The 23,732-nt window shown below is 73.8% G+C and carries 26 protein-coding genes; 15 read left to right on the forward strand and 11 right to left on the reverse strand.

Features of this window, described 5'->3' with window-relative positions; genetic code table 11:
• Positions 1-5: 5 nt before the first annotated feature.
• Both AW27_RS24485 and AW27_RS24490 read right to left on the reverse strand, forming a co-directional pair.
• Positions 6-803, reverse strand: coding sequence for a tyrosine-protein phosphatase (locus tag AW27_RS24485; protein ID WP_037927167.1), 798 nt, complete (start codon positions 801-803; stop codon positions 6-8).
• Positions 804-939: 136 nt separating this feature from the next.
• Positions 940-1,527 carry a rhomboid-like protein gene (locus tag AW27_RS24490; RefSeq protein WP_236647807.1) on the reverse strand — a complete coding sequence of 196 codons (588 nt, stop codon included), beginning with the start codon at positions 1,525-1,527 and terminating at the stop codon, positions 940-942.
• 63 nt (positions 1,528-1,590) lie between these two features.
• On the opposite strand from AW27_RS24490, the gene AW27_RS24495 reads away from it, so the two are divergent.
• Positions 1,591-2,289: a hypothetical protein gene (locus AW27_RS24495; protein ID WP_052031211.1), complete on the forward strand. Its 699-nt coding sequence runs from the start codon at positions 1,591-1,593 to the stop codon at positions 2,287-2,289.
• Between the two features lie 86 nt (positions 2,290-2,375).
• Complete coding sequence (locus AW27_RS24500; RefSeq protein WP_037927164.1) at positions 2,376-3,818, forward strand: PepSY-associated TM helix domain-containing protein; 1,443 nt, start codon at positions 2,376-2,378, stop codon at positions 3,816-3,818.
• 167 nt (positions 3,819-3,985) lie between these two features.
• Here AW27_RS24500 and glnII read toward each other — a convergent pair whose 3' ends face one another.
• The gene (gene glnII / locus AW27_RS24505) at positions 3,986-5,005 is read right to left on the reverse strand and encodes a glutamine synthetase (RefSeq protein WP_037927161.1); all 1,020 of its coding nucleotides are present in this window, start codon (positions 5,003-5,005) and stop codon (positions 3,986-3,988) included.
• Positions 5,006-5,326: 321 nt separating this feature from the next.
• On the opposite strand from glnII, the gene AW27_RS24510 reads away from it, so the two are divergent.
• On the forward strand, positions 5,327-6,196 hold the full coding sequence (locus AW27_RS24510) for a Gfo/Idh/MocA family protein (RefSeq protein WP_037927674.1): 870 nt from the start codon (positions 5,327-5,329) through the stop codon (positions 6,194-6,196).
• Here the strand turns inward: AW27_RS24510 and AW27_RS24515 are convergent.
• Genes AW27_RS24515 through AW27_RS24525 form a run of 3 tightly spaced genes read right to left on the reverse strand, consistent with a single transcriptional unit; the run spans position 6,189 to position 8,705 of the window.
• The gene (locus AW27_RS24515; protein ID WP_236647806.1) at positions 6,189-6,731 is read right to left on the reverse strand and encodes a hypothetical protein; all 543 of its coding nucleotides are present in this window, start codon (positions 6,729-6,731) and stop codon (positions 6,189-6,191) included. The genes AW27_RS24510 and AW27_RS24515 overlap by 8 nt on opposite strands.
• A 49-nt stretch (positions 6,732-6,780) precedes the next feature.
• Positions 6,781-8,247: a MocR-like pyridoxine biosynthesis transcription factor PdxR gene (pdxR, locus tag AW27_RS24520; protein WP_052031210.1), complete on the reverse strand. Its 1,467-nt coding sequence runs from the start codon at positions 8,245-8,247 to the stop codon at positions 6,781-6,783.
• Positions 8,244-8,705 (reverse strand): MarR family winged helix-turn-helix transcriptional regulator, encoded by a 462-nt coding sequence (locus tag AW27_RS24525; protein ID WP_037927158.1) that lies wholly within the window; start codon positions 8,703-8,705, stop codon positions 8,244-8,246. Before AW27_RS24525 ends, pdxR begins: the two co-directional genes overlap by 4 nt.
• Before the next feature lie 71 nt (positions 8,706-8,776).
• On the opposite strand from AW27_RS24525, the gene AW27_RS24530 reads away from it, so the two are divergent.
• A complete protein-coding gene (locus AW27_RS24530; protein ID WP_052031235.1) occupies positions 8,777-9,691 on the forward strand; it encodes an alpha/beta fold hydrolase in 915 nt (304 codons plus the stop codon).
• Between the two features lie 24 nt (positions 9,692-9,715).
• On the opposite strand, the gene AW27_RS24535 is transcribed toward AW27_RS24530, so the two are convergent.
• Positions 9,716-10,087 carry an ArsC/Spx/MgsR family protein gene (locus tag AW27_RS24535; RefSeq protein ID WP_037927152.1) on the reverse strand — a complete coding sequence of 124 codons (372 nt, stop codon included), beginning with the start codon at positions 10,085-10,087 and terminating at the stop codon, positions 9,716-9,718.
• Between the two features lie 107 nt (positions 10,088-10,194).
• On the opposite strand from AW27_RS24535, the gene AW27_RS24540 reads away from it, so the two are divergent.
• On the forward strand, positions 10,195-10,446 hold the full coding sequence (locus tag AW27_RS24540; RefSeq protein ID WP_030032818.1) for a hypothetical protein: 252 nt from the start codon (positions 10,195-10,197) through the stop codon (positions 10,444-10,446).
• Positions 10,447-10,571: 125 nt separating this feature from the next.
• On the opposite strand, the gene AW27_RS24545 is transcribed toward AW27_RS24540, so the two are convergent.
• Complete coding sequence (locus AW27_RS24545; protein WP_037927145.1) at positions 10,572-11,654, reverse strand: PP2C family protein-serine/threonine phosphatase; 1,083 nt, start codon at positions 11,652-11,654, stop codon at positions 10,572-10,574.
• Between the two features lie 176 nt (positions 11,655-11,830).
• Here AW27_RS24545 and AW27_RS24550 point away from each other — a divergent pair, with 176 nt between their 5' ends.
• From AW27_RS24550 to AW27_RS24560, 3 genes are all read left to right on the forward strand, one after another.
• Positions 11,831-12,502 (forward strand): VIT1/CCC1 transporter family protein, encoded by a 672-nt coding sequence (locus AW27_RS24550; protein WP_052031234.1) that lies wholly within the window; start codon positions 11,831-11,833, stop codon positions 12,500-12,502.
• Between the two features lie 275 nt (positions 12,503-12,777).
• Entirely contained in the window at positions 12,778-13,668 is an 891-nt protein-coding gene (locus AW27_RS24555) for a TIGR01777 family oxidoreductase (protein ID WP_037927139.1), read from the forward strand.
• Between the two features lie 154 nt (positions 13,669-13,822).
• Positions 13,823-15,094 carry an NAD(P)/FAD-dependent oxidoreductase gene (locus AW27_RS24560; RefSeq protein ID WP_037927136.1) on the forward strand — a complete coding sequence of 424 codons (1,272 nt, stop codon included), beginning with the start codon at positions 13,823-13,825 and terminating at the stop codon, positions 15,092-15,094.
• Positions 15,095-15,188: 94 nt separating this feature from the next.
• Here AW27_RS24560 and AW27_RS24565 read toward each other — a convergent pair whose 3' ends face one another.
• On the reverse strand, positions 15,189-16,628 hold the full coding sequence (locus tag AW27_RS24565) for an NsdA family TPR-like regulatory protein (protein WP_037927135.1): 1,440 nt from the start codon (positions 16,626-16,628) through the stop codon (positions 15,189-15,191).
• Between the two features lie 172 nt (positions 16,629-16,800).
• Here AW27_RS24565 and AW27_RS24570 point away from each other — a divergent pair, with 172 nt between their 5' ends.
• The 5 genes from AW27_RS24570 (at position 16,801) to AW27_RS24590 (ending at position 20,152) form a co-directional block, all read left to right on the forward strand.
• The gene (locus tag AW27_RS24570; RefSeq protein ID WP_037927127.1) at positions 16,801-17,097 is read left to right on the forward strand and encodes a hypothetical protein; all 297 of its coding nucleotides are present in this window, start codon (positions 16,801-16,803) and stop codon (positions 17,095-17,097) included.
• 76 nt (positions 17,098-17,173) lie between these two features.
• Positions 17,174-17,965 carry a lipoyl(octanoyl) transferase LipB gene (gene lipB, locus AW27_RS24575; protein ID WP_037927124.1) on the forward strand — a complete coding sequence of 264 codons (792 nt, stop codon included), beginning with the start codon at positions 17,174-17,176 and terminating at the stop codon, positions 17,963-17,965.
• A gap of 119 nt (positions 17,966-18,084) precedes the next feature.
• A complete protein-coding gene (gene lipA / locus AW27_RS24580) occupies positions 18,085-19,038 on the forward strand; it encodes a lipoyl synthase (RefSeq protein WP_037927122.1) in 954 nt (317 codons plus the stop codon).
• A 207-nt stretch (positions 19,039-19,245) separates the two neighbouring features.
• The gene (locus AW27_RS24585; RefSeq protein WP_037927664.1) at positions 19,246-19,443 is read left to right on the forward strand and encodes an SCO2195 family GlnR-regulated protein; all 198 of its coding nucleotides are present in this window, start codon (positions 19,246-19,248) and stop codon (positions 19,441-19,443) included.
• 10 nt (positions 19,444-19,453) lie between these two features.
• On the forward strand, positions 19,454-20,152 hold the full coding sequence (locus tag AW27_RS24590) for a DUF4191 domain-containing protein (RefSeq protein ID WP_037927119.1): 699 nt from the start codon (positions 19,454-19,456) through the stop codon (positions 20,150-20,152).
• A gap of 105 nt (positions 20,153-20,257) precedes the next feature.
• On the opposite strand, the gene AW27_RS24595 is transcribed toward AW27_RS24590, so the two are convergent.
• Positions 20,258-20,725 carry an RDD family protein gene (locus AW27_RS24595; protein ID WP_037927116.1) on the reverse strand — a complete coding sequence of 156 codons (468 nt, stop codon included), beginning with the start codon at positions 20,723-20,725 and terminating at the stop codon, positions 20,258-20,260.
• A 184-nt stretch (positions 20,726-20,909) separates the two neighbouring features.
• On the opposite strand from AW27_RS24595, the gene glnA reads away from it, so the two are divergent.
• Positions 20,910-22,319 (forward strand): type I glutamate--ammonia ligase, encoded by a 1,410-nt coding sequence (gene glnA, locus AW27_RS24600; RefSeq protein ID WP_037927113.1) that lies wholly within the window; start codon positions 20,910-20,912, stop codon positions 22,317-22,319.
• Positions 22,320-22,526: 207 nt separating this feature from the next.
• A complete protein-coding gene (locus tag AW27_RS24605; RefSeq protein WP_052031209.1) occupies positions 22,527-23,021 on the forward strand; it encodes a hypothetical protein in 495 nt (164 codons plus the stop codon).
• A 55-nt stretch (positions 23,022-23,076) separates the two neighbouring features.
• On the opposite strand, the gene AW27_RS24610 is transcribed toward AW27_RS24605, so the two are convergent.
• On the reverse strand, positions 23,077-23,730 hold the full coding sequence (locus AW27_RS24610; RefSeq protein ID WP_052031208.1) for a TetR family transcriptional regulator: 654 nt from the start codon (positions 23,728-23,730) through the stop codon (positions 23,077-23,079).
• Positions 23,731-23,732 lie beyond the last annotated feature (2 nt).

The following is a 23,732-nucleotide window of genomic DNA, read 5'->3' on the forward strand; positions in this document are numbered from 1 at the left end:
GGGCCTCAGCCCACCAGGCGGGCGCGGAGCGACTCGACCGTCTCGTCCGCGACGCCGAGGCCTTCGCGCACGTACTTCTCCATGGAGCCGTAGCGGGTCTCGACCTCGTCCAGGGCCGCCTCCAGGTAGGAGGGGAAGACGCCGATCAGCGCGAGCGCGATGTCGGGATCGCCGCCGGCTGCCGTGAAGCCCTCGATCATCGGGGCGAAGGCCTGCTTCACCGCCGGGTTCACGGAGAGGTATTCGGCCATCAGGGTGTCGCCGTCCGCGCCGAGCAGCGCCAGGATGACGGTCGCGCCCCAGCCGGTGCGGTCCTTGCCCGCGGTGCAGTGGAACAGCAGCGGGCCCGCCTCCGGGGCGGCGGCCTCGGTCAGCAGCATGCGGTAGGCCGCCTGCGCGGAGCCGGAGTGCACGAAGGACCGGTAGGTGTCGGCGAAGAGGGCCTGCGCCCGGCCGCCGCCCAGGTGCTCCTCGGCCACCGCGGGGTCGGACAGCAGGTCCTTGAGCTGCGCGGCGGCCGGCTTCTTGACGGTCTCCCGCAGCTTGTCCGCGAGGACGTCGGCGACCAGGAGCCGGGCCCCCGCCGGTATCCGGTCGGGGTGGTCGGCGCGCTCCGCGTCGGTGCGGAAGTCGATGACGGTACGCAGGCCCAGTGCCGCCACCACCGGGTCGGCGTCCGGGTCGAGCCGGTCGAGCTGGCCGGAGCGCAGGACCAGGCCCGCCCGGACGGTGCGGCCGCCGGAGAGCGGGGTGCCGCCGAGGTCGCGGAGGTTGGCGACGGTGGTGGAGGGGGTGGCGGTCATCGTGGCGGCTCCAGCGGTGTGCGAGTTACTCGTGTCATACGGGCTGCGTGCGCCCGTACGGTCGTCCGGTCGTTCGGTCGTTCGGCCATGCGGGGGTGCTGTGGTGCTGTGCTCGGGTGCTGAGTGCTGAGGTGATTCAGGATATTTTCCAATGCTTCGTACCGGAAAGGCAATCGAGGGCCAGCGAGACCCCCACGCCGATTCCGAGCGCCGCGAGGTGCCCCGCGTCCGTGAAGGTCCGCCCCCGCTTGAGCAACGGGGCCGCCGCGAGGGCCAGCAGCCCCGCCCGGGCGGCCGTGCGGACGGCTCCGCGCGGCAAGGTGGAGGTCAGGGTGCCCAGGACGGCGTTGAATCCATAGCTCGTCCCCACGTCCAGGGCGCGCCGGGTTGCGGAATCGGCCGTCCTGCGCAGTGCGCCGTACACCAGGAGGGTCGCCGAGGCGTGCCCGAACAGGAACACCGCCGCGGTCCACCAGGCCCCGTACGCGTATTCGGCGTAGCCGAGCACCGCGACCAGCAGCAGTGCGTAGGCCAGCGGCATCGGCTCCTCGACGACGAGGGCGCTGCTCAGCAGCGTCTCCCAGCGCCCGGCGGCGAGGTTGTCGACGTTCGTCGAGCAGTCCCGCAGCAGCCGCTCCCGGTCGGCGGGCCCGGTGCGCGCCAGCGCGTACGCCCCGAGCTGGACCCCGCCGGCGTACACCGCTCCCCATGGAATTGGATTCACCTGCTCATGATCGGATAAGCCCCTGGTGGATACCAAGGGGCATCGTGCGAACATGGCCCGGCCATGTTCGAATCCTTCGCGCCCTTGCGCGCCACCCGAGCCGCGATGTTCGCGGCGGTGTGCGTCGCTCTGGGCGCGGTGGGACATGCGCACATGTCCGGGACCGACGTTCCCCCCTCCGGTCTCCTGGCCGCTTTCGCGGTGACCGCCGGCCTCGCCTGGCTCCTCGCCGGACGGCGGCGCGGCCCCGTGGGGATCGCGGCCGCCGTCCTCTGCGTGCAGGGTGTGCTGCACCTGGTGTTCTCCGGCAGCCAGGCGGCGAAGTCCGCCGCCGCGACCGCGGCGATGCACGGGCACCCCCACACGGCAGCCGCCGAAGCGGGCGGGACGGCCGCCGAAGCCCCCGCCCTGGCCGGCATGGCGGGAGTGGTCGCCCACGGCGGGACCGGGATGATCGCCGCGCACGTGCTCGCCGGGCTGCTCTGCGCCGCCTGGCTGGCACGGGGCGAGGCCGCCGTCTTCCGGCTGGCCCGCGTCCTGGGCGCCGCCGCACTGCTCGCCGCCCGGCCGCTCGCCCGCGCGCTCGACCTGGTGCGCGCCCGCGGCGCCGCCGTACCGGCCCCGCCCGTCCCGCGCGCCCCGCACCCGCGGCCGCGCCGGCTGCGCGGCGCGGTCCACGCCCACGCCGTGGTGCGCCGGGGTCCGCCCGGGAGCGGTCGCACCCATCGCGCCACGGCCCCCGGCCGTCCTGCCCGCGCCTGATCCGGCGCACCTCCACGGCGTCCGTGCGGGGGAGGCGGGGCCCGGGGCCGAGTTCCCCATGCCTTCGCCAACCCCCCAGGACCAACATGTCCCTTGAAGCATCCCAGGACGTCCGCACCCCGGACGCCGAACCGCCCGCCCCGCCCAAGAGCCGCAGCGGCGGATGGGCCGCCCTGCGCCCGCTGTTCCTGCGCATGCACTTCTACGCGGGTCTGCTCATCGCCCCGCTGCTGTTCCTCGCCGCCGCCACCGGGCTGCTCTACGCCGCCTCCTGGCAGGCCGAGAAGATCGCCTACGCCGACGAACTGACCGTCGCACGCGTCGGCGACGCGGCCCTTCCGCTCAGCGCCCAGGTCGAGGCGGCCAGGGGCGCCGCACCCGAGGGCGAGGTCGTGTCCGTATGGCCCGGCCCCGACGCCGAGGCGACCACCCGCGTGATCATGGAAAGTTCGGGCCTCGCGGAGGGCGAGACCCTCACCGTCTTCGTCGACCCGTACACCGCAGAGGTGCGCGGGCAGCTCGCCACCGTCGGCGACGCGCTGCCGCTGCGGGCCTGGCTGAGCACCTTCCACTCCAACCTCCGGCTCGGGGAGTTCGGGCGCAACTACAGCGAACTCGCCGCCAGCTGGATGTGGGTGGTCGCGCTCGGCGGTCTCGCCCTGTGGATCGGCCGCCGCCGGGCGCGCGCCTCGCAGCTGGTCCTCCCCGACCGCAAGGCGACCGGACGGCGCCGGACCCTGTCCTGGCACGCCGTCGTCGGCCTGTGGTCGGTCGCCGGACTCGTCGTGCTCTCCGCCACCGGCCTGACCTGGTCGAAGTACGCCGGTGAGAACATCGGGCAGCTCCAGGACAGCCTCGGCGGAGCCACTCCGTCCGTCTCCGCCGGGCTGAACCCGGGCGGGGAGGCCGGCGGCGCCGACGAGCACGCGGGCCACACCATGCCCGACGGCACGCAGATGCCCCCGTCGGCGCCCACCGCCGACGTCGGCCTGGACCGGGCCGTGGCCGCCGCCCGGGACGCCGGCGTCACCGAAGCGATCCGCGTGACCCTGCCCGCCCGGGGCAAGGGGTACGTGATCAAGGAGCAGGACAAGCAGGTGCCGGTCCACTTCGATGCCGTCGCCGTCGACCCCGCCGATGCCCGGATCATGGACGAACTGCGCTTCGCCGACTACCCCGTGCTTGCCAAGATGACCCGCTTCGGCATCGACCTGCACATGGGCCAGACCTTCGGGCTGGCCAACCAGATCGTGCTCGCCGCCCTGGCCGTCGCCGTGATGTTCCTCGTCTTCTGGGGCTACCGCATGTGGTGGCTGCGCCGGCCGACCAAGGACCGCAGGCTGTCCGTCGGCCGCGCCCAGCCGCGCGGCGCCTGGCGGAAGCTGCCCGTGGGCGTGGTGCTGCCGCTGGCCGCGGCGACCGCGCTGGTGGGCTGGTTCATCCCGCTGCTGGGCATCAGCCTGGTCGCCTTCCTCGTGGTGGACCTGCTGCTCGGCCTCGCGGCACGCCGCAAGGCGGCGGCCGCGTAGCGCCGCGCCGGTGAGAGTGGGCCCGTGCTCCCGGGGGAGTGCGGGCCCACCGTCGTTCCCGGCCGGCTGCAACCGGGGTGATCCCCCGACCGGTCGGCCGCTCACCGACGACGCCCGCCGTGCCCGGAGAGGCGCGGCGGGCGTCGGTGCCCGGGGAGGAGGGGCCGTCAGGCCAGGCCGTCCTTCTCCAGGCCGGTGCAGCAGGTGTCCGTGATGAGGCGGGTCACCACGTACGGGTCCACGTTCGCGTTCGGGCGGCGGTCCTCGATGTAGCCCTTGCCGTCCTTCTCCACCTGCCACGGGATGCGGACGGAGGCGCCGCGGTCCGAGACGCCGTAGCTGAACTCGTTCCAGGGGGCCGTCTCGTGCAGGCCCGTCAGACGCTCGTCGATGCCGGCGCCGTAGTTCTTCACGTGGTCGAGCGGCTTGCTGCCCTCGCCCAGCGCCTCGCACGCCGAGATGATCGCGCGGTACTCCTCGCGCATCGACTTCGTGGAGAAGTTGGTGTGCGCGCCCGCGCCGTTCCAGTCGCCCTTGACCGGCTTCGGGTTCAGCGTCGCGGAGACGTTGAAGTCCTCGGCGGTGCGGTAGAGCAGCCAGCGTGCGATCCACAGCTGGTCGGAGACCTCCAGCGGGCCGAGCGGGCCGACCTGGAACTCCCACTGGCCGGGCATGACCTCGGCGTTGATGCCGGAGATCTCCAGGCCCGCCGCCAGGCAGTGGTCCAGGTGCTTCTCGACGATCTCGCGGCCGAAGATCTCGTCCGCGCCGACGCCGCAGTAGTAGCCGCCCTGTGCGGCCGGGAAGCCGCCCACCGGGAAACCGAGCGGCCGGTCGCCGTCGAAGAAGGTGTACTCCTGCTCGATGCCGAAGATCGGCTCCTGGCCGGCGAACTTCTCGGCCACCGGACGCAGCAGTGCGCGGGTGTTCGACTCGTGCGGGGTCATGTCGATGTTCAGGACCTCGCACAGGACGAGGACGTCGGCCCCACCGCGGATCGGGTCCGGGCAGGAGAACACGGGCTGGAGCACGCGGTCGGAGGCGTGGCCCTCGGCCTGGTTGGTGCTCGATCCGTCGAAGCCCCAGACCGGCAGCTCGGCTCCGTCCGCCAGGATCTTCGTCTTGGAGCGAAGCTTCGCCGTCGGCTCGGTGCCGTCGATCCAGATGTACTCAGCCTTGTAGCTCACGGGCCCCATCCTCAGACTCTGCGGGTGCTGCTGGACGCTGCTTCATCGCTGCGGTGTTGACCGCAGCGTGCCCGCCCGCGATTTCTCTTCCGTTGCCCGTGTGTGAACCCCGTGTTACCGAGGTTTACGCCGTCGGCCGGGCCGCTTGTGCGGGTTGGCGGTCGAGCATCCGTCCGGGTGGGGCAGACTGGCCGCGTGAGCATTTCGTCTGATTTGAGCCCCGCCGGAGACGGCGCCGCGGACCGTGCCGGAGTTCCCGCCGAGACCACCGCCCCCACAGCCGCCGGTCGGACTTCCGTCGGCGCCCGCCCCAGGGTCGGGCTGCTCGGAACCGGCCCCTGGGCGCACCGCACGCACGCCCCCGCCCTCGCCGCGCACACCGGCTCCGAGTTCGCCGGAGTGTGGGGCCGCCGGTCCGAAGCCGCGGCGGAGCTGGCGCGGAAGTGCGGCGCGAAGGTGTACGAAGACCCCGACGAGCTGTTCGCCGACTGTGATGTCGCCGCCTTCGCCCTGCCGCCCGACGTGCAGGCCCCGCTCGCCGTGCGCGCGGCCGCCGCCGGTTGCCACCTGCTGCTCGACAAGCCCGTCGCGACGACGCCGCGGGACGCCCGCGCGGTCGCCGATGCGGCCGTCCGCCACCGGGTCGCCTCCGTGGTCTTCCTCACCCTGCGCTTCGCCGAGCCCACCGCGGGCTGGGTCGACGAGCAGGCCGCGCGCACCGGCTGGTTCACCGCGGCCGCGCACTGGCTCGGTGCCGTCTTCCCGCCGGACGGCACCCCCAGCGCCTACGCCGACTCCCCCTGGCGCAAGGCCAAGGGCGGGCTGTGGGACGTCGGGCCGCACGCCCTCTCGGTCCTGATCCCGGTCCTCGGGGACGTCACCGGGGTCAGCGCCACCCGCGGCCCCTCCGACGTGGTCCAGTTGGCGCTGCGGCACGCCTCCGGCGCGGCCAGCACCGCCGTGCTCAGCCTGGGCGCCCCGCAGGCCGCCGCCGGGGTGGGGCTGGAACTGCGCGGCACCGCGGGTGTGCACGAACTGCCCGGCTGGAGCGACGTACCGGGCGCCTACGGGCGGGCCCTGGACGCGCTGCTCGCCGCGGCCCGGACGGGCGTGCCCGATCCGCGCGGAGCGGAGTTCGGGGCCCGGCTGACGGAGATCCTGGCGCAGGCGGAGGCGCAGCTGCCTACTTGATGAGGGCGTTGGCCACGATGATGGCGAAACCGATGGCGGCGTCGGCCAGTCCGATCAGCAGGGCCCGGCCCAGCCGGTGGCCGACCCGGAGCGCGGTGAGCGCACCCCAGCCGAACAACAAGGCGGTGTTCAGGCCGAGTCCGCCGGCCGTCACGTCGTGGGCGTCCCAGCCGCCGAGGCCCGCGGCGGTCAGCAGCAGCACGGTGGGAAGGGTGGCCACGATCAGCGGCCACTCGTTCCACAGGGCCCGGGCCAGGACCTGCCAGCGGTGCCCCCCGGGGTCCTCCCGGCGGTCGGCCATCTGGTGCGCGTAGCCGTGCGCGAGACCGGCCGTGGCCGCCGTCACCAGGACCCAGCTGGCGTCGTAGAAGGGGGTGAAGTCCTCGCCCTCCTGGTTCAGTGCGGCCATCAGCGCGCTGGCCAGGACCGTCCCGTACACCCCGCCGAACATCCAGTCCGCGTGCCGGTGGGAGGGGTGGGTCGGGTGGGTCGGGCGGGGGGTCGGGCTCTCTTCCGGTGGCTGCTGCTCGGTCACGACTCGGTCCTTTGAGTGCGGTATGTACCGTTTCGGCGCTCCGGCCACCCTACGAGAAGGGCGCGTGGGGGCGAGGTGAAGGGGACCGCCGCCCGCCCGGTGAAGCGGCCGGCCGTCCGAGCGCCGCCCCGCGAGCCACGTCGGCCAGGGCGTCCAGGGCCTGGGCGAAGGCCGCGTCCGGGGGCGCCGCGTAGCCGACGACCAGTCCCTCGCGCGGCGGGGTCCGGTCGGCAGGGTGCCGGTAGGAGGACAGGCCGTCCAGGGCCAGCCCCGCGGCGCGGGCCGCCGCGAGCGCCCGGGCCTCGCATCCGGGCGGGAGTTCCACCACGGCGTGCAGGCCGGCCGAGATGCCGGTGACCCGGACTCCCGGGGCGCGTGCGGCCAGTACCGAGACCAGCTGGTCGCGGCGGCGCCGGTAGCGCAGGCGCATCCGCCGCACGTGCCGGTCGTAGGCCCCGCAGTCGATGAAGTCGGCGAGCGCCAGCTGGTCCAGCGCGCTCGCCCAGGACTCCCGCAGGCCCTTCGCTGCCAGCACCTGCCCCACCAGGGGTTCCGGAAGGACCAGCCAGCCCAGGCGGAGCGCGGGGGAGAGGCTCTTGCTGAGCGAGCCCGCATAGACCACGTGCCCGGGGGCCAGTCCCTGCACCGCGCCGACCGGCTTGCGGTCGTGGCGGAACTCCCCGTCGTAGTCGTCCTCCACGATCACGCCCCCGCTGGTGCGGGCCCACTCCACGGCCGCCGTCCGTCTGGCGGGCAGCAGGGCGCATCCGGTCGGGAACTGGTGCGCCGGGGTGAGCAGCACCGTACGGGCCCGCGAGGGGATCTCCGCGATGCGGGCGCCGTCCTCGTCGACCGCGACGGGATGCGGGCGGACCCCGGCGGCGGCCAGGATGCCGTGGTGGAAGGGGAGTCCGTACGACTCGACCGCCCAGTCGCGCGGCCGTACGGACGCCAGGAGCCGCAGCCCGTTGGCGAAACCGGAGCAGACCACGATGTTCTCGGGCGCGGCACGCACGCCCCGGGTCCGGGCCAGGTAGCCGGCCAGCGCGCGCCGCAGCTCGGGGCGGCCCCGCGGATCGCCCGGCCCGAAGGCCTCGGTGGGTGCCCCGGCCAGGGCGCGCCGGGCGCTGGTGGCCCAGGGGCCCCGCGGGAAGGAGGCGGGGTCGGGCTTGCCCTGGAGCAGGTCGTGCCGGGGCCGCTCGGGCGCGGCCCCGGCCCCGGAGGTCGGCGCGGGTTCGATCGCCACGCCCTCCGCGACCCGGGTGCCGGATCCCTGCCGGGCCGTCAGCCAGCCCTCGGCGACCAGTTCGGCGTAGGCGTCGGCGACGGCGTTGCGGGCCAGCCCGAGGTCGGCCGCCAGGGCCCGGTACGGCGGCAGCCGCGTCCCGCCGGCCAGCCGGCCGCTGCGCACGGCGCTGCGCAGGGCCTGGGCGAGGGCGGTGCGGCGGCTGCCGCCGGCGGCGAGGTCCAGATGCAGGTCGGACCCCGGGCCGGGGTCCGAGGAGGAGGCGGTCACGGGTGCGGTTCCGACGCGAAGACGGCGTGGGCGGCCGCCAGGAACCGGTGGATGGTGTCCCGCTCGGCGGGGGCGAAGGAGTCCAGCACCCCCAGCAGCCCGTCGATGAGGGGGCCGAAGAACTCCCGGCCCAGCCGGATCGCCGCCGGTTCCACCCGCAGCAGGATCCGGCGCCGGTCCTGCCCGTCGCGGATCCGGGCCACATGGCCGAGCCGCTCCAGCCGGTCGATCACGGCGGTGGTGCCGGCGGAGTTGAGGCCGAGCCGGGCGCCGAGCAGTCCCGCAGTGGCCGGCTCGCCCGCCCGGGCGGCGTCCAGCAGGCAGATCAGGGCCCGTACGTCGGTGGGGTGCATGCCGTTGCGGGCGGCGAACTCGGCCTGGCGCAGGCCGAAGTCGACGGTCACCGCCCGCAACAGGTGCACCAGGTGCAGAGGGTCGGGCTCGTGGTTGTCGTACACATCGCCTCCTGCCTAATATCTCGCTCAGCGAGACTATCGCCTGGCGAGACATTGGAGCAGCCGTGTCCCGGATGCCGTCCCACCGTTCCTCCCCCTCTCCTGCCGGCCCTGCCGCCGCCTCTCCCGCCCCCGCCGCCTTCCGGGCCGCCTACGCCCAGGCGCTCGCCGGATGGCCCGGGACCGTCGAGGCCGTCGACCTGCCCACCCCCTACGGCGTCACCCGCGTCAACAGCTGCGGCCCGGCCGGCGCCCCGCCGCTGGTCCTGCTGCCGGGCGGCGGGGCCACCTCCACGGTGTGGGGCGCCTGCGCCGCCGCCGGTGCGGCCCGTACCCACCGTGTGCACGCCGTCGACCTCGTGGGCGATCCCGGCCTCGGTGTCCCGGAGCCCGGGCGGACCCCGCGGACCCCCGGGGACCTGGCCGACTGGCTCGAAGCGGTGCTCGACGGGCTCGGCCCGCGCGGACCGGTGACCCTCGGCGGCCACTCGTACGGGGCCTGGATCGCCGCCCACCACGCCGCCCTGCGGCCCGGCCGGGTCGGCCGTCTCGTCCTGCTCGACCCGACCGGGGTCTTCGCCGGACTCCGCCTCGGATACGTCCTGCGCGCCCTGCCCATGCTGGTGCGCCCCACCCCGCGGCGGATCCGCTCCTTCCTCGCCTGGGAGACCCACGGGGCCGCCCTCGATCCGGCCTGGCTCCGGCTCCAGGACGAGACCGCCCGCTTCCCCGCCGCCCGGCCGGTCACCGGCCCGCGCCCCGACCTGGCGCGGCTCGCGGGGGCGGACGTCCGGGTGGACGTCCTGTTCGCAGGGCTGGCCCGCTGCCACGCCCCCGGCCGGGCGGCCCGCGCCGCGCGAGCGGCGCTGCCGGACGCCCGGATCGAGGTACTGCCCGGGGTCTCGCACCACGCCCTGCCGCTGACGGCCGCCGCCGAGATCGCCCGCCTGTTCGCCGACCGGGTCGCGCCCCCAGGCCGCGCCCGCTGACCCGGGCCGCGCGGGCCCCGGGGCTCAGGCCGTGCGGGACAGGGCCTCGCGGACGGCCTCCTCGGTGCGGGCCACGACGGCCGTGCCGTCCTCGGCGGTGATGATGGGGCGCTGGATGAGCCTCGGGTGCGCGGCCAGGTGGGCGATCCAGCGGGCCCGCGCCGCCTCCGTCTCCTCGCGCGGCAGGTCCCGTACCCCGGTCTCCCGCGCCAGCGGGTCCGACGTACGGGTGATGTGCCACGGCTCCAGCCCGAGGCGACCCACCACCTCGCGGATCTCGTCCTCGGAGGGCACGTCCTCCAGGTAGCGGCGCACGGTGTAGTCGGCGCCCTCCGCGTCCAGCAAGGTGAGCGCGCCGCGGCACTTGGAACACGCGGGATTGATCCAGATCTCCATGCCCCCGACCCTATCCGGGGCCCGTCTGGCCAGGGGCTTCTGTCAGTGCTCCCCGGTAAAATCGAGGAAGAACGACAGGAAGCCAACTACCGTTTGGGAGGCTGTAGATGGCCACTGCCAGCACCGTCCGGCCCGTCCAGAAGAAGCCGCTGCCGGCGGGCCTGCCCCGCGAGTGGTACGAGAGCCACAACCGCCGACTGAAGGCCATGCGGCTGGCGATATCCCTGCTCGACTCGGGGACGTACGACGCCAAGCGCGCCACCAACCGGAAGATCCGGACGATGGCCGTCCGGACGGGGATCCACCGGCCGTCCAACGTCACCTGCAAGATGGTGCGGGCGTTCATCAAGGAGTCGTGACGCCGGGGGAGCCGCGACGGCGCCCCACCGCGTGCCGCGGCTCGGGTCGGCCGCCCACGGGCGGCCGACCCGAGCCGCCGGGGGCCACCGGGGCCGCCGGCCGGGCTTGCGGCCCCGCCCACCGGTCACGGTCGTCCGCCCGGCGAGAGCAGCAGGAGCGCCACGTCGTCGCCCGGCCCGCCGTCCGTGAAGTCCGCCAGGTCCTTCCACAGCGCACCGACCAGGTCCACCGGATCCCGCGCCAGGACGGGCACCCGCGCGGCCAGGGGGTAGAAGCGCCCGGTCGCGTCCCGGGCCTCCGTCGCCCCGTCGGTGTGCAGCAGGAAGCGGTCCCCGGGCAGCACCGGCAGCTCCACCACCTTCGGCGGGTCCGGTCCCGCCAGCCCCAGGCCCAGCGGAGGTCCGGGATCCACCGGCACCTCCTCCACCGCCGCCCCGCGCAGCCGCAGCGCCGGCGGATGCCCGCACGACACGAACCGCACGAGATCGAGCCCGGGCGGGAACTCCACCAGCACCGCCGTCGCGAACAGCTCCGGATGGTCCACGTGCGCATCCGCCGCGTCGGCCAGCAGCCGCCGGTCCAGCCGGCTCACGACCGCCGCCAGCTCCGCGTCGTCCAGCACGGCCTCGCGGAAGGCCCCGAGCAGCGCCGCCACCGTGGCCACCGCCGCCAGGCCGTGCCCCTGCACATCCGCGACCAGTGCCCGCACCCCGAACGGCCCGACCCGTACGTCGTACAAGTCGCCGCCCACCAGCGTGCCGCGCTGCGCCGCCCGGTAGAGGCCGGAGCAGCGCACCTCGCCCACCCGTTCGGGCACCGGCGGCAGCACCGCCAGTTGGGCCGCCTCCGCGACCGTCCGCACGCTGACCAGCTGCTCGTCCCGGCGCTGGCGGACCCAGGCGATGACCACGCTCAGCAGTCCGACGACGGCGACCGTGGCCAGGTCGGTGCCCCTGGCCTGCGAGACGCCGATGTCGTGCACCCCCAGCAGCACCAGGACGATCGCCGCGAAGATCGCGGTCCCGGCCGCCCCGTAGGCGAAGGCCGCCACCGGGGGCAGGCCCGCCAGGAAGAAGCCGAGCTCCACGTCGCTCGTCATCGCCTGCGCGAGGACGAGCGCCACCAGTGCCGCCGCGGGCGCGATCCGGGCCCAGCGCGGCGGTGGCTCGCCGCGCAGCCCGCCCGGCTCGGCGCGTCCGCGTTTCACCCCTCCACCCTGGTACGCAGCCCGGGCCCGCGCACCCCGGACCGGTCCGCCGGGTGGCTGTGCGCGCCCCGTACCGCCACAGTGGTGGCGTGACAGCAGACGAAAGCCCGGGAAGAGTGCCCGGCCCGGCCCACGTCGAGGCGCACGGCGCCGGCGGCGGCCCGGCGAGCGCGGAGATGAGCACACGGCTCAACTGGCTGCGTGCGGGGGTGCTCGGTGCCAACGACGGGATCATCTCCACCGCAGGTCTGGTGGTCGGCGTCGCCGGGGCCACCACCTCCCGCCCGGCGATCCTGGCGGCCGGCGTCGCCGGGCTGCTGGCGGGCTCGCTGTCGATGGCGGCGGGGGAGTACGTGTCCGTCAGCTCCCAGCGGGACTCCGAGCGGGCCGCGCTCGACATGGAACGCCGGGAGCTGGCCGAAGAGCCCGAGGCAGAGCTGGACGAGCTCACCGACCTGCTGGCCGAGCGGGGCCTGAGCCGGGACGTGGCCCGGGAGGCCGCCGAGCAGCTCACGGAACGGGACGCCCTGCGGGCCCACGCCCGGGTGGAGCTCGGGATCAACCCGGACGAGCTGGCCAACCCGTGGCACGCGGCCTTCGCGAGCCTCATCGCCTTCACGGTCGGGGCGCTGCTGCCGCTGCTGGCGATCCTCTTGCCGGGGCCCTCGGCGCGGGTGCCGGTGACGGTGGTCGCGGTGCTGGTGGCGCTCACCCTGTGCGGGACGCTCAGCGCACGGCTGGGCGCGGCGCCGGTACCGCGCGCGGTCGTCCGCAACGTGGCCGGCGGCGCCCTGGCCATGGCCGTCACCTACGCCGTCGGCACCTGGCTCGGCACCACGACGGCCTGACGGAGCCGGCCCCGCCCAGCCCCTGGGGTGGGAGCGCCGGGAGGGTCCGGCCCGGCCGCCGTAGGCCGGGAAACCGGCCCCGCCGGCGACTGAGGGCGCGCCCGGGGCGCGGGCACAGGGCGCGGGTGCGGGCGCCGGGCGCGGGCGCAGGGCTCGGGCGCGGGTACGGGGCGCCGCGCCGTGACGCCCCGCACGGGCACGGCCGTCCGGCGAAGGACGGCGACGCACCCCTGAATCCGCCGGAGCGCGGGGCAGCGACCCGGCAGGATGGCCCCATGCGCATCGCAGTCACCGGCTCGACCGGCCTCATCGGCAGTGCACTCGTGCGGTCCCTGCGGGCCGACGGCCACGAGGTGGTGCGGTTCGTGCGGCGGGAGCCGGCCGGCGCCGACGAGGCGCGGTGGGATCCGGAGCGCGGCCACGTGGACCCGGCCGGGCTGGCCGGCTGCGGCGCCGTCGTGCACCTGGCCGGGGCCGGGATCGGGGACCACCGGTGGACCGCCGCGTACAAGCGGAAGATCCGAGACAGCCGCGTGCTGGGCACCGCCGCGCTCGCCGCCGCGCTCGCCGGCCTCGACCGGCCGCCCGCCGTCCTGGTCAGCGGCTCCGCCGTCGGCTACTACGGGGACACCGGAGACCGGCCCGTGGACGAGGACAGCCCCGCCGGACAGGGCTTCCTCCCCTCGGTCTGCGTGGAGTGGGAGGCCGCCGCCGCCCCCGCCCAGGAGGCGGGTATCCGCACCGCGTTCGCCCGCACCGGACTGGTCGTCGCCCGGGAGGGCGGAGCCTGGGGGCGGATGTTCCCCCTCTTCCGCGCGGGCCTCGGGGGCCGGCTCGGCGACGGCCGCCAGTACTGGCCGTACATCTCCCTCCACGACGAGGTCGCCGCCCTGCGCCACATCATCGACACCCCCGCCCTCAGCGGCCCGGTCAACCTCACCGCCCCCGAGCCGCTGACCAACCGCCAGGTCACCGCCGCCATGGCCCGGGTGCTGCACCGGCCGGCGGTGCTGCCCGTCCCGGCGGTGGCCCTGCGCCTCGTCCTGGGGGAGTTCTCCCAGGACGTGCTGTGCGGTCAGCGGGCCCGTCCCAGCCGGCTCCTGGGGTCCGGGTTCGTCTTCCGCCACCCCGGTATCGAACAGGCCATCCGCGCGGCGCTCTCCTGAACCGGCGTGCGACCGCGTGCGACCGTTCGTGACCCGGATGCGACCGCCGTGCGACCGGAGTTGTCCGCAATAGCCCGCCGAACTCGGGTTCCCGTTCGACCGGTTGGGGGAAGGAGGATCCCCACACAGCCGCGCCGACCTCGGGGAGGGGCACGTGCTCAGCAGCGCACCCAATGCCGCGCACCATGCGGACGTCGTCATCGTAGGAGCCGGGGTCTCAGGACTCGCGGCCGCGCACCACCTGATCGCAGCCGGGGTCACGGTCACCGTCCTGGAGGCCGCGGACGACCCCGGCGGGCGGATGGCCACCGAGTCGGCCGACGGGTTCCGGCTCGACCGGACCGCCCAGTTGCTCAACACCGCGTACAGCGAACTGGAGCGCACGCCCGCCCTGCGCACCCTGGTCCTGCGCCCCTTCACGCCCGGCGTCCTGGTCCACGCCGACGGCAGGCAGCTGCGGGCCGGGTCGCTGACTCCCGCCCGGGCCCTGGCCAGCGGTTCCCTCGACCAGGCCCGGCTCAGCGCCGCCCTCGGCAGGCTCGCCGCGCTGCCCGAGGACAAGCTGCTCGCCCGGCCCGAACGCACCGCGGCCGCGGCCCTGCGTACCCGCGGCCTGCCCTCGCGCACCCTGAACGGTGTGCTCCGGCCGCTGCTCGCCGCCCTGCTCCGGGATCCTGAACTCACCACCTCCAGCCGGGTCGCCGACCTGGCCCTGCGCACCTTCGCCCGCGGCCGGCTCGCCGTGCCCGAAGGCGGCGCGGCGGCCCTGCCCGACCTGCTCGCCTCGGGACTGCCGCCCGGCACCGTACGCAGCGGCATCCGGGTCCGGTCGGTCGCCACCAACCTGGTGACCACCGGGGACCACGGCGACTTCCGCTGCCGCTCCGTCCTGCTCGCCACCGGCGCCCGCGCCGCCGCCGAGCTGCTGCCCGGCCTGCGCGTTCCCGCGTTCCACGAGGTCACCGTCCTGCACCACGCCACCGCCGGCACCCTGCCCCGGGACGGCTCGCTGATCCTGGACGGGGACCCCGACTGGCCCGTCTCCCACACCGCCGTCATGAGCGCGGTCGACCCGACGCGGGCCCCGGCCGGCCGCAGCCTGGTCACCACGACCGTGCTCGGCCCGCCGCCGCCGGTGCGCACCGTCGCCTCGCGACTCGCCCGGCTCTACGACACCAGCACCCGCGAGTGGGAGCTGCTGGCCGTCCGCCACACCCCGGACGCCGTTCCCGCCATGCCCCCGCCGCACGACCGGTGCCGCCCGGTGCGGGTGCTGGCCGGCCTCTACGTGTGCGGCGACCACCGCGACACCAACACGGTCCAGGGCGCCCTGCACTCGGCCCGCCGCGCCGCCGGCGCGATCCTGCGCGACTTCGGCATCCCGCTCCCGGTCGCCCCGGAGCCCGCACTCCCGGTGGCGGCCTGAGAACCACCCACGACACAGGGGTCCGGTCCTTCCGCCTCGGGACCGGGCCCCTGCCGTACGTCAGGGCGGTCCGGACGCGCGGCCACCGGCACGGTCAGGACAGCGCGGCCACCCGGTCCCGGTACGTCCGCACCGCCGACGCGTCGCGGTAGGGCTCCAGCCGCCGCTCGAAGTCCCGTACGTACTCCACCGCCCGCACCGACCGCATCTCCATCGCCTGCTGGGCCGCCTCCGCGCCCAGCGCACACGCCTGGTCCAGCTCGCCCAGCCCCAGCCGGGCCGTGGCCAGCACCACCCGGCAGAACAGCCGCGACCGCGCGAACCCCGGCGCCCGCAACTGCAGGGAGCGCTCCGCGTGCTGTGCCGAGGCCCGGTACTGCTGCAGGTCCCGGTGGCAATGCCCGAACTCGTCCGCGAGCTGCGCCTCGTCGTACAGGCGCGCCCAGTGCGGTACGTCGTCCCCCGGCCGGGCCGCGCCCAGCGCGCGCTCGGCCCGTACCAGGGAGGCCGTCGCCGCCCGGACCTCGCCAAGGACCGCGTGCCCGCGCGCCTCCGCCGCGTGCAGCAGGGCCTGCACCACCGGCGGCGGGCCTGAGCCGACGCCCTGCTGGGCCACCCGGGCCAGCTGCACCGCCTCCCGGCCGTGCCCGAGGTAGACCGCCTGCCGGCTCATGGTGACCAGCACGTACGAGCCGTAGGGACGGTCCCCGGCCGCCTGCGCGAGCCGCAGGGCCTGCACGAAGTACCGCTGGGCGAGCCCGTGCGCGGCGATGTCGTACGAGGTCCAGCCCGCGAGCCGGGTGAGGTCGGCGGCGGCCGAGAACAGCCGCCGCCCCGTGGTCTCGCCGTAGGTGCCCCGGAGCATCGGCTCGGCCTCGTGCTCCAGGTACCGCACGAGGGCCTGGCGGGCGTGCCCGCCGCCGTAGGTGTGGTCCAGGGTCCGGAAGAGCTCGCTCACCGATCTCAGGGCGGCGATGTCGCCGGCCGTCACGCGCTGTCCGGGCCCCCGGTCGATCTGCCGCTGCCGAGGGACCGAGGCCCGGCCCTGGAGCGGCACGCGGGCCGCGGCCGGTTCCGCGCCCCGGGCCACGCGCTCGTCGGGCCGTCCGATCAGCCAGTCCCGGCTCGGCACGACCAGCCCGGCCGGGGTGAAGGCGATCTTCCGGAGTTCGGCGTGGGAGCCGGAGTCCTTGCGCCACAGACCGCTCGCGATGTCCACGGCCTCCTCGGGGGTGGCCGCGAACTCCAGGCCCGCGTAGACCGGGGCGCAGGCGTCGAGGCCCAGGTCCTGCGCGGAGAGCCGGCGCCCCAGGCGCCGGGTGAACACCTCGGCGATCAGCGCCGGAGTGGTCCCGCGCGGCTGCTGGCCGCGCAGCCAGCGGGTCACGGAGGTTTTGTCGTACCGCAGGTCGAGACCGTGTTCGAGACCGAGCTGGTCGACGCGGCGGGCGAGCCCGGCGTTGGAGAACCCGGCTTCCGCGATCAGCGCCGCCAGCTGCCGGTTGGGGACGCGCTGGGCAGGTCGTTCCGTCATCGGCTCCACGGTTTCCTGACGTGACGGACCGGAGTCCCGGCCCTTGAACGGCGTGAATGTAGCGGCGAACTTCGCCCGCACCGCCCTCTCTGCCCCACATTCATCCGATCGTGTGCAGAATCGGTAGGGCTCTTTACGGACTCGCCCCCTCCCTCGGCGTACGCTGCGGGCCATGACCCGCCGGCACCACCCGTCACGCCCGTCCGAGGAGCGCCCCGAATCCACCGCTCCGCTGCCTCCGCCCGAGCTCACCGAGGCCGAGTGCCGGCGCTGTGGCACCTACATCGCGGGGCTCGACGGCCGGTACGCGTGCGGTGTGTGCGGCTGGGTGAACGACCACTCGGAGGGCCACCGGCGACTGCCGCGCGCGGACGAGGACCCGGACCGCCCGTCGAAGAGGCGGCGGCGGCCGAAGCCACTGCCGTCGCGTCTGCCCGAGCCCGGTCCGGAGCCGGAAGCGGGGCCCTGAGGAGGGCCCTACGGGCGGCCGTACCCTTGCTGGGTGAAGTACGTGCACACAGCAGGTTCGACGAGGAGGCGCTGCGGTGGCTGAGCTTGGGTTTGTCCGTCTGGGCTTCGGAGCGGAATCCGTCGAGTACACCCGGGCCTGGGAAGAGCAGCGCAGGGTGCACGCGGCCCGCTTCGCGGACGAGATCGAGGACACCTGCCTCCTGCTGGAGCACCTGCCCGTCTACACGGCCGGCCGGCGCACCGACCCCAGCGAGCGCCCGCTCGACGGCACCCCCGTCATCGACGTGGACCGCGGCGGGAAGATCACCTGGCACGGCCCCGGCCAGCTCGTCGGTTATCCGATCATGAAGCTGCCCCGGCCGGTGGACGTGGTCGCCCATGTCCGCCGCCTGGAGGAGGCGCTGATCCGTACCGCCGCCGACTTCGGCCTGGAGACCACCCGGGTCGAGGGCCGTTCCGGCGTCTGGGTGCTCGGGGACCCGGTCGAGGAGCGCCCGAAGATCGCCGGACTGTCCCTCGACTTCGACCCGCGGATCGCCGACGAGGAATTCGACCCCCGACTCAACGGCCCCGAGTACGCCCCGTCCAACGCCGGCCAGCGGCGCGAGGACCGCAAGCTCGCCGCCATCGGGATCCGGGTGGCCAAGGGCGTCACCATGCACGGCTTCGCGCTCAACGTGAACCCGGACAGCACCTGGTTCGACCGGATCATCCCCTGCGGGATCCGGGACGCCGGTGTGACCTCGCTCTCGTACGAACTGGGCCGTGACATCACCCTCGCCGAGGTGCTCCCGGTCGTCGAGCGCCACCTGAGGGACGTACTGGAGCACGCCGACGTGCGCCCCCGCGAGATCGAGACCGCATAGAGACCTCCCGGCTACGGGAATGAGTCCGGCCGCTCGCAGGTTGGTCGGCGTAAGAGCGTACGAAATTACGGGCGTACCCTGGTGGACGCCCGAACAATCGAAGTCACAGGGAGCCGGTCGTGTCCGCAGTCGCACCCGACGGACGCAAGATGCTGCGCCTCGAGGTCCGGAATGCCCAGACCCCCATCGAGCGCAAGCCCGAGTGGATCAAGACCCGGGCGAAGATGGGCCCCGAGTACACCAAGATGCAGGCCCTGGTGAAGGGCGAAGGACTGCACACGGTGTGCCAGGAGGCCGGCTGTCCCAACATCTACGAGTGCTGGGAAGACCGCGAGGCCACCTTCCTCATCGGCGGTGACCAGTGCACCCGACGCTGTGACTTCTGCCAGATCGACACGGGCAAGCCCGAGGCGCTGGACCGCGACGAACCGCGCCGCGTCGGCGAGTCCGTCGTCACGATGGACCTGAACTACGCCACGATCACGGGCGTCGCGCGCGACGACCTGGCCGACGGCGGGGCCTGGCTGTACGCGGAGACCGTGCGCCAGATCCACCAGCAGACGGCGGGCCGCGAGGCCGGCCACACCAAGGTCGAGCTGCTGGCCCCCGACTTCAACGCCGTTCCGGAGCTGCTGGAAGAGGTCTTCGCCTCCCGCCCCGAGGTCTTCGCGCACAACGTCGAGACGGTGCCGCGGATCTTCAAGCGGATCCGTCCGGGCTTCCGCTACGAGCGCTCGCTTGAGGTGATCACCAAGGCGCGTGCGTACGGCCTGGTCACCAAGTCGAACCTGATCCTCGGCATGGGCGAGGAGCGCGAGGAGGTCTCGCAGGCCCTGAAGGACCTGCACGAGGCCGGCTGCGAGCTCATCACCATCACCCAGTACCTGCGGCCCTCGCCGCGGCACCACCCCGTCGAGCGCTGGGTGAAGCCGGCCGAGTTCGTCGAGCTGGCGAAGGAGGCCGAGGAGATCGGCTACTCGGGCGTCATGTCCGGCCCGCTCGTCCGGTCCTCGTACCGCGCGGGGCGCCTGTACCAGCAGGCCATGGAGAAGCGCAGCGGGGCCGTGGCGTAGGCGACGGGCGACCACCGCACCGGCGCGGCCCCCGGGCTTCTCCCGCGAGGGGGGAATCCGGCGGGCCGCGTCGGCGTCTGCAACGTGTCCATCACATTTGACCGGCCGGTCATGCCCTGGTAACACCAGTCAGTGACGCTTGGTCCACGCACCGTAGACATCCGCCCACCTCGCGAAGACGTGAGCATCGTGAAAGGGATCGACATCATGCAGGCCGCGCCCGTACGCGCCATCGCCATCCCGACGCTCTCCGACGCCTTCCGGGGCCTTGAGTCCCTCCTGATGAGCGGGGCCCGCCGCAACGCCTGGACGGCCGTCCTGGAGGACCGCAAGAGGGCCCGGGACCGGGTCGAAACCGAACACGTACTTGAGGCCGCGGCTACCCGGACCCCGCAGGCCACGTAAACTTCCCTGTATGGCGAGGAAGTCAAACGCAGAGACTGCTGCGAACCCCGGGCGACTGAAGCAGATCGCCCTGACGTACAAGATGACGCGCAAGGCCGACCCGAAGGTCGGTCTGATCGTCGCGGGCGTGGGAATCGTCACCTTCGGTGTCTTTCTTGCGATCGGCTTCCTGATCGACCACCCGGTCTACCTGGGCATCCTGGGCTTCCTGGTGGCTTTCCTCGCGATGGCGATCGTCTTCGGGCGACGGGCCGAGCGGGCTGCCTTCGGGCAGATGGAGGGACAGCCGGGCGCGGCCGCGGCCGTACTGGACAACGTGGGACGGGGCTGGACGACCACCCCGGCCATCGCGATGACCCGGCAGCAGGACATCGTCCACCGTGCCGTGGGCAAGGCCGGCGTCGTGCTGATCGCCGAGGGCAACCCGAACCGGGTGAAGCCGCTGCTCGCGAACGAGAAGAAGAAGATGGCCCGGATCATGCCGGACGTGCCCGTCCACGACTTCATCGTGGGCACGGGCGAGGGCGAGGTGCCGCTCAAGAAGGTGCGCACCACCCTGCTCAAGCTGCCGCGCGTCCTGACCGGCCCGCAGATCACCACGGTCAACGACAAGCTGCGCGCCATGGGCGACCTCATGAGCAACATGCCGTTGCCGAAGGGCCCCATGCCCAAGGGCATGAAGATGCCGCGCGGCGGGAAGATGCGCTGACCCGCTCAGCCTATTTCCGTATACGACACAGGGGTGCCCCCGAGCCGGTCGGCTCGGGGGCACCCCTGTGCCGGTCGTCGCTGTGCCCGCCGGCCTGCTGCCCGTCTAGATGCGGACCTGGACGGCGCGCGCGAGGCGGTCGTGGAGGCCGCGGCCGTCCCGGTCCCAGATCAGCGCCGGGATGACCAGGGCCAGCAGCAGCGTGCGCACGACCACCCGGCCGATGCCGAGGCGGGTGCCGTCCTCCGCGACGACGCGCAGGCCCAGAAGCCGCTTGCCGGGCGTGGAGCCCACGGTGCCGACCGTCAGGACGGCCAGGGCCACGAAGAGCCCGAGGGTCCAGTTGCCCGCGGCGCCCAGATTCCCGCCGGTGATCAGCCCGTACGCGATGAGCTGGCAGCCGATCCAGTCGAGGGACACGGCAGCCAACCGGCGCCCGAAGCGTGCCACCGAGCCGGGGCCCTGCTGTGGCAGGCCGAGCCGCTGGCCCGGATAGCCGAAGTCGACGCCCATCTCCTCGGCGGCCGTCTTGGGGCCGGAGAGCCAGGATCCGATTGCCTGTCTGTTGTCCACCCGACCACGGTACCGGTGGCGCCTCACGGCACTCCGGCCGGACCCTGGTTAACTTGTGCGAAACAAATGGGTCATGCTTGGGAAATCCCGTCTGCTTATGGTCGGGTCAGCGTGCGGCACCGCACTGACGCGCCACGAGCTATAAAACCCGTCCCTCCCCCGGGTCGGGAGTAGGAGGAGTTGGATGTTCCAGAACGCCGACGAAGTCAAGCAGTACATCGAGGAGAACGACGTCAAGTTCGTCGACGTCCGCTTCTGCGACCTGCCTGGTGTGATGCAGCACTTCACGATCCCGGCGCGGGCATTCGACCCGGCGGAGGAGCTCGCCTTCGACGGATCCTCGATCCGCGGCTTCCAGGCGATCCACGAGTCCGACATGGCCCTGCGCGCCGACATCACCACCGCGCGCCTGGACCCCTTCCGTCGCGACAAGACGCTGAACATCAACTTCTTCATCCACGACCCGATCACGGGTGAGGCCTACAGCCGCGACCCGCGCAACATCGCGAAGAAGGCCGAGGCGTACCTCGCCTCCACCGGCATCGCCGACACCGCGTTCTTCGGTCCCGAGGCCGAGTTCTACATCTTCGACAGCGTGCGCTTCGCGACCACCGCGAACGAGGGCTTCTACCACATCGACTCCGAGGCCGGCGCCTGGAACACCGGCTCCGAGGAGAACAACCGCGGCTACAAGGTCCGCTACAAGGGCGGCTATTTCCCGGTCGCCCCGGTCGACCACTTCGCGGACCTGCGCGCCGAGATCTCCCTGGAGCTGGACGCCCAGGGCCTCCAGGTCGAGCGCCAGCACCACGAGGTCGGCACCGGCGGCCAGGCCGAGATCAACTACAAGTTCAACACCCTGCTGGCCGCAGCCGACGACCTGATGCTCTTCAAGTACATCGTGAAGAACGTCGCCTGGAAGAACGGCAAGACCGCGACCTTCATGCCGAAGCCGATCTTCGGCGACAACGGCTCGGGCATGCACGTCCACCAGTCGCTGTGGGCCGGCGGCGAGCCGCTGTTCTACGACGAGGCCGGCTACGCGGGCCTGTCGGACACCGCCCGCTACTACATCGGCGGCATCCTCAAGCACGCCCCGTCGCTGCTCGCCTTCACCAACCCGACGGTGAACTCCTACCACCGCCTGGTGCCGGGCTTCGAGGCGCCGGTCAACATGGTGTACTCGCAGCGCAACCGCTCCGCCGCCATGCGCATCCCGATCACGGGCTCGAACCCGAAGGCCAAGCGCGTCGAGTTCCGCGCGCCGGACCCGTCCTCGAACCCGTACCTGGCCTTCTCGGCCCTGCTCCTCGCCGGCCTCGACGGCATCAAGAACAAGATCGAGCCGATGGAGCCGATCGACAAGGACCTCTACGAGCTCTCCCCGGACGAGCACGCGAACGTCCCGCAGGTCCCGACCAGCCTTGAGGACGTCCTCAAGGCCCTGGAGGAGGACCACGAGTACCTCCTGGCCGGCGGTGTCTTCACCCCCGACCTGATCGAGACCTGGATCGACTACAAGCGCACGCACGAGATCGCCCCGATCGCGCAGCGTCCGCACCCGCACGAGTTCGAGCTGTACTTCGACATCTAGAAATGCCTGATGGGAGGCCCCCCGCCACGCTCCACGGAGCGAGGCGGGGGGCCTTTCCGCTTTGACAGGTCGGCCGGGCGGAGTGAGGGTGGAAATGACCTAAAGGCCGGATAAGCGAGACATGTTCGGAGGTGCATGAGAATGCGCCGTAGGATCGTTGCGGCAGGCATGGCCGGAGCCGCAGGAATCGCCATAGGTCTGTTTCCCGTGGCCAGCGCTTCGGCCTCGGTCGTCGCAGGCAGCGGCGGCGGCGGCGGAAACGGCGGCTACGACTGCTACCGGTACCCCTCGCACCGCTCCGACGCCCGGTGGGACTACTGCTGCAACCGCGACTGGCGTGACCGGCCCAGCTGGTGCTGGGACAACGCCGGCGTCGGTGGGGACCGCGGCTACTGGCGCGACAGCAACTGGCGCGACTCCGACTGGCGCCACAACAACTGGCACGACGACGCGAACTGGAACAACTCCGGCCGCGGCGGCAACGGCCACTGGAACGACTGGGGCAATGGTCGCGGTGGCGACGGCGGCGGGGACTGGGGCAACGGTCGCGGCGGCAACGGCCACGGGAACGACTGGGGCGGCGGCCGTGGCGGTGACGGCGGCGGGGACTGGGGCGGTGGCCGTGGCGGTGACGGCGGCGGGGACTGGGGCGGTGGCCGTGGCGGTGACGGCGGCGGCGGGAACTGGGGCGGCGGCCGCTGAGGCCGATCGGACCGCAGAGGCTGCGGGACCCGGGCGATGCCCCTGCTGCGCCGGCTCAGCGCAGCAGGGGCATCGCCCCGGTCAGGTCGCGCAGGCACAGGACCGCGAGCTCAGCCGGGGAACCGGGCCCCGAGACCGGGGCGTCCGTCGCCGACCACAGTTCCAACGCAACCCGGATCGCGTCCGTGGCCGCAGCCGCCAACAGCCGTACCTCCCGCAGCTCGGCGTCCGGCCCCGCCAGCCTGCCGATCACCGGTACCAGGCGTTCCTCGGAATCCTGGTTCACGCGGTACCAGACCGCGCGCAGCGCCTCGTCGTCCGCCGCCGCGCGCAGCAGGCCGCGGGTTACCTCCAGGCCCTCCCCGACCGCCTGCGGGCCGCTCAGCGAGCGCGTGACGGCGCGCTCCAGGGCCTCGGCGAGGGGTGTGCCCGGGTCCTCCTCCGCGAGCAGTGCGCGCCAGGCGTCGCCGCCGCCCGCCAGGAGCGGGGCCACGGCCTCCTGCTTGTTGCGGAAGTAGCGGTAGAAGGTGCGCAGGGCCACGCCGGCCCGGTGGGCGATGTCCTCGGCGGTGGTGCCGTCGGGGCCGTGCGCGGCGAACAGTTCGCAGGCGGCGCGGGCGATGTCGAGCTGCGTGGCGGCCTTGCGGCGCTCGGTCAGCGACAGCGCGCCGGGGCCGGCCTGGGGGGCGTACGGACGAGGGGATCTCACGA

This window comes from Streptomyces sp. PCS3-D2 (assembly GCF_000612545.2).
Classification (GTDB): domain Bacteria; phylum Actinomycetota; class Actinomycetes; order Streptomycetales; family Streptomycetaceae; genus Streptomyces.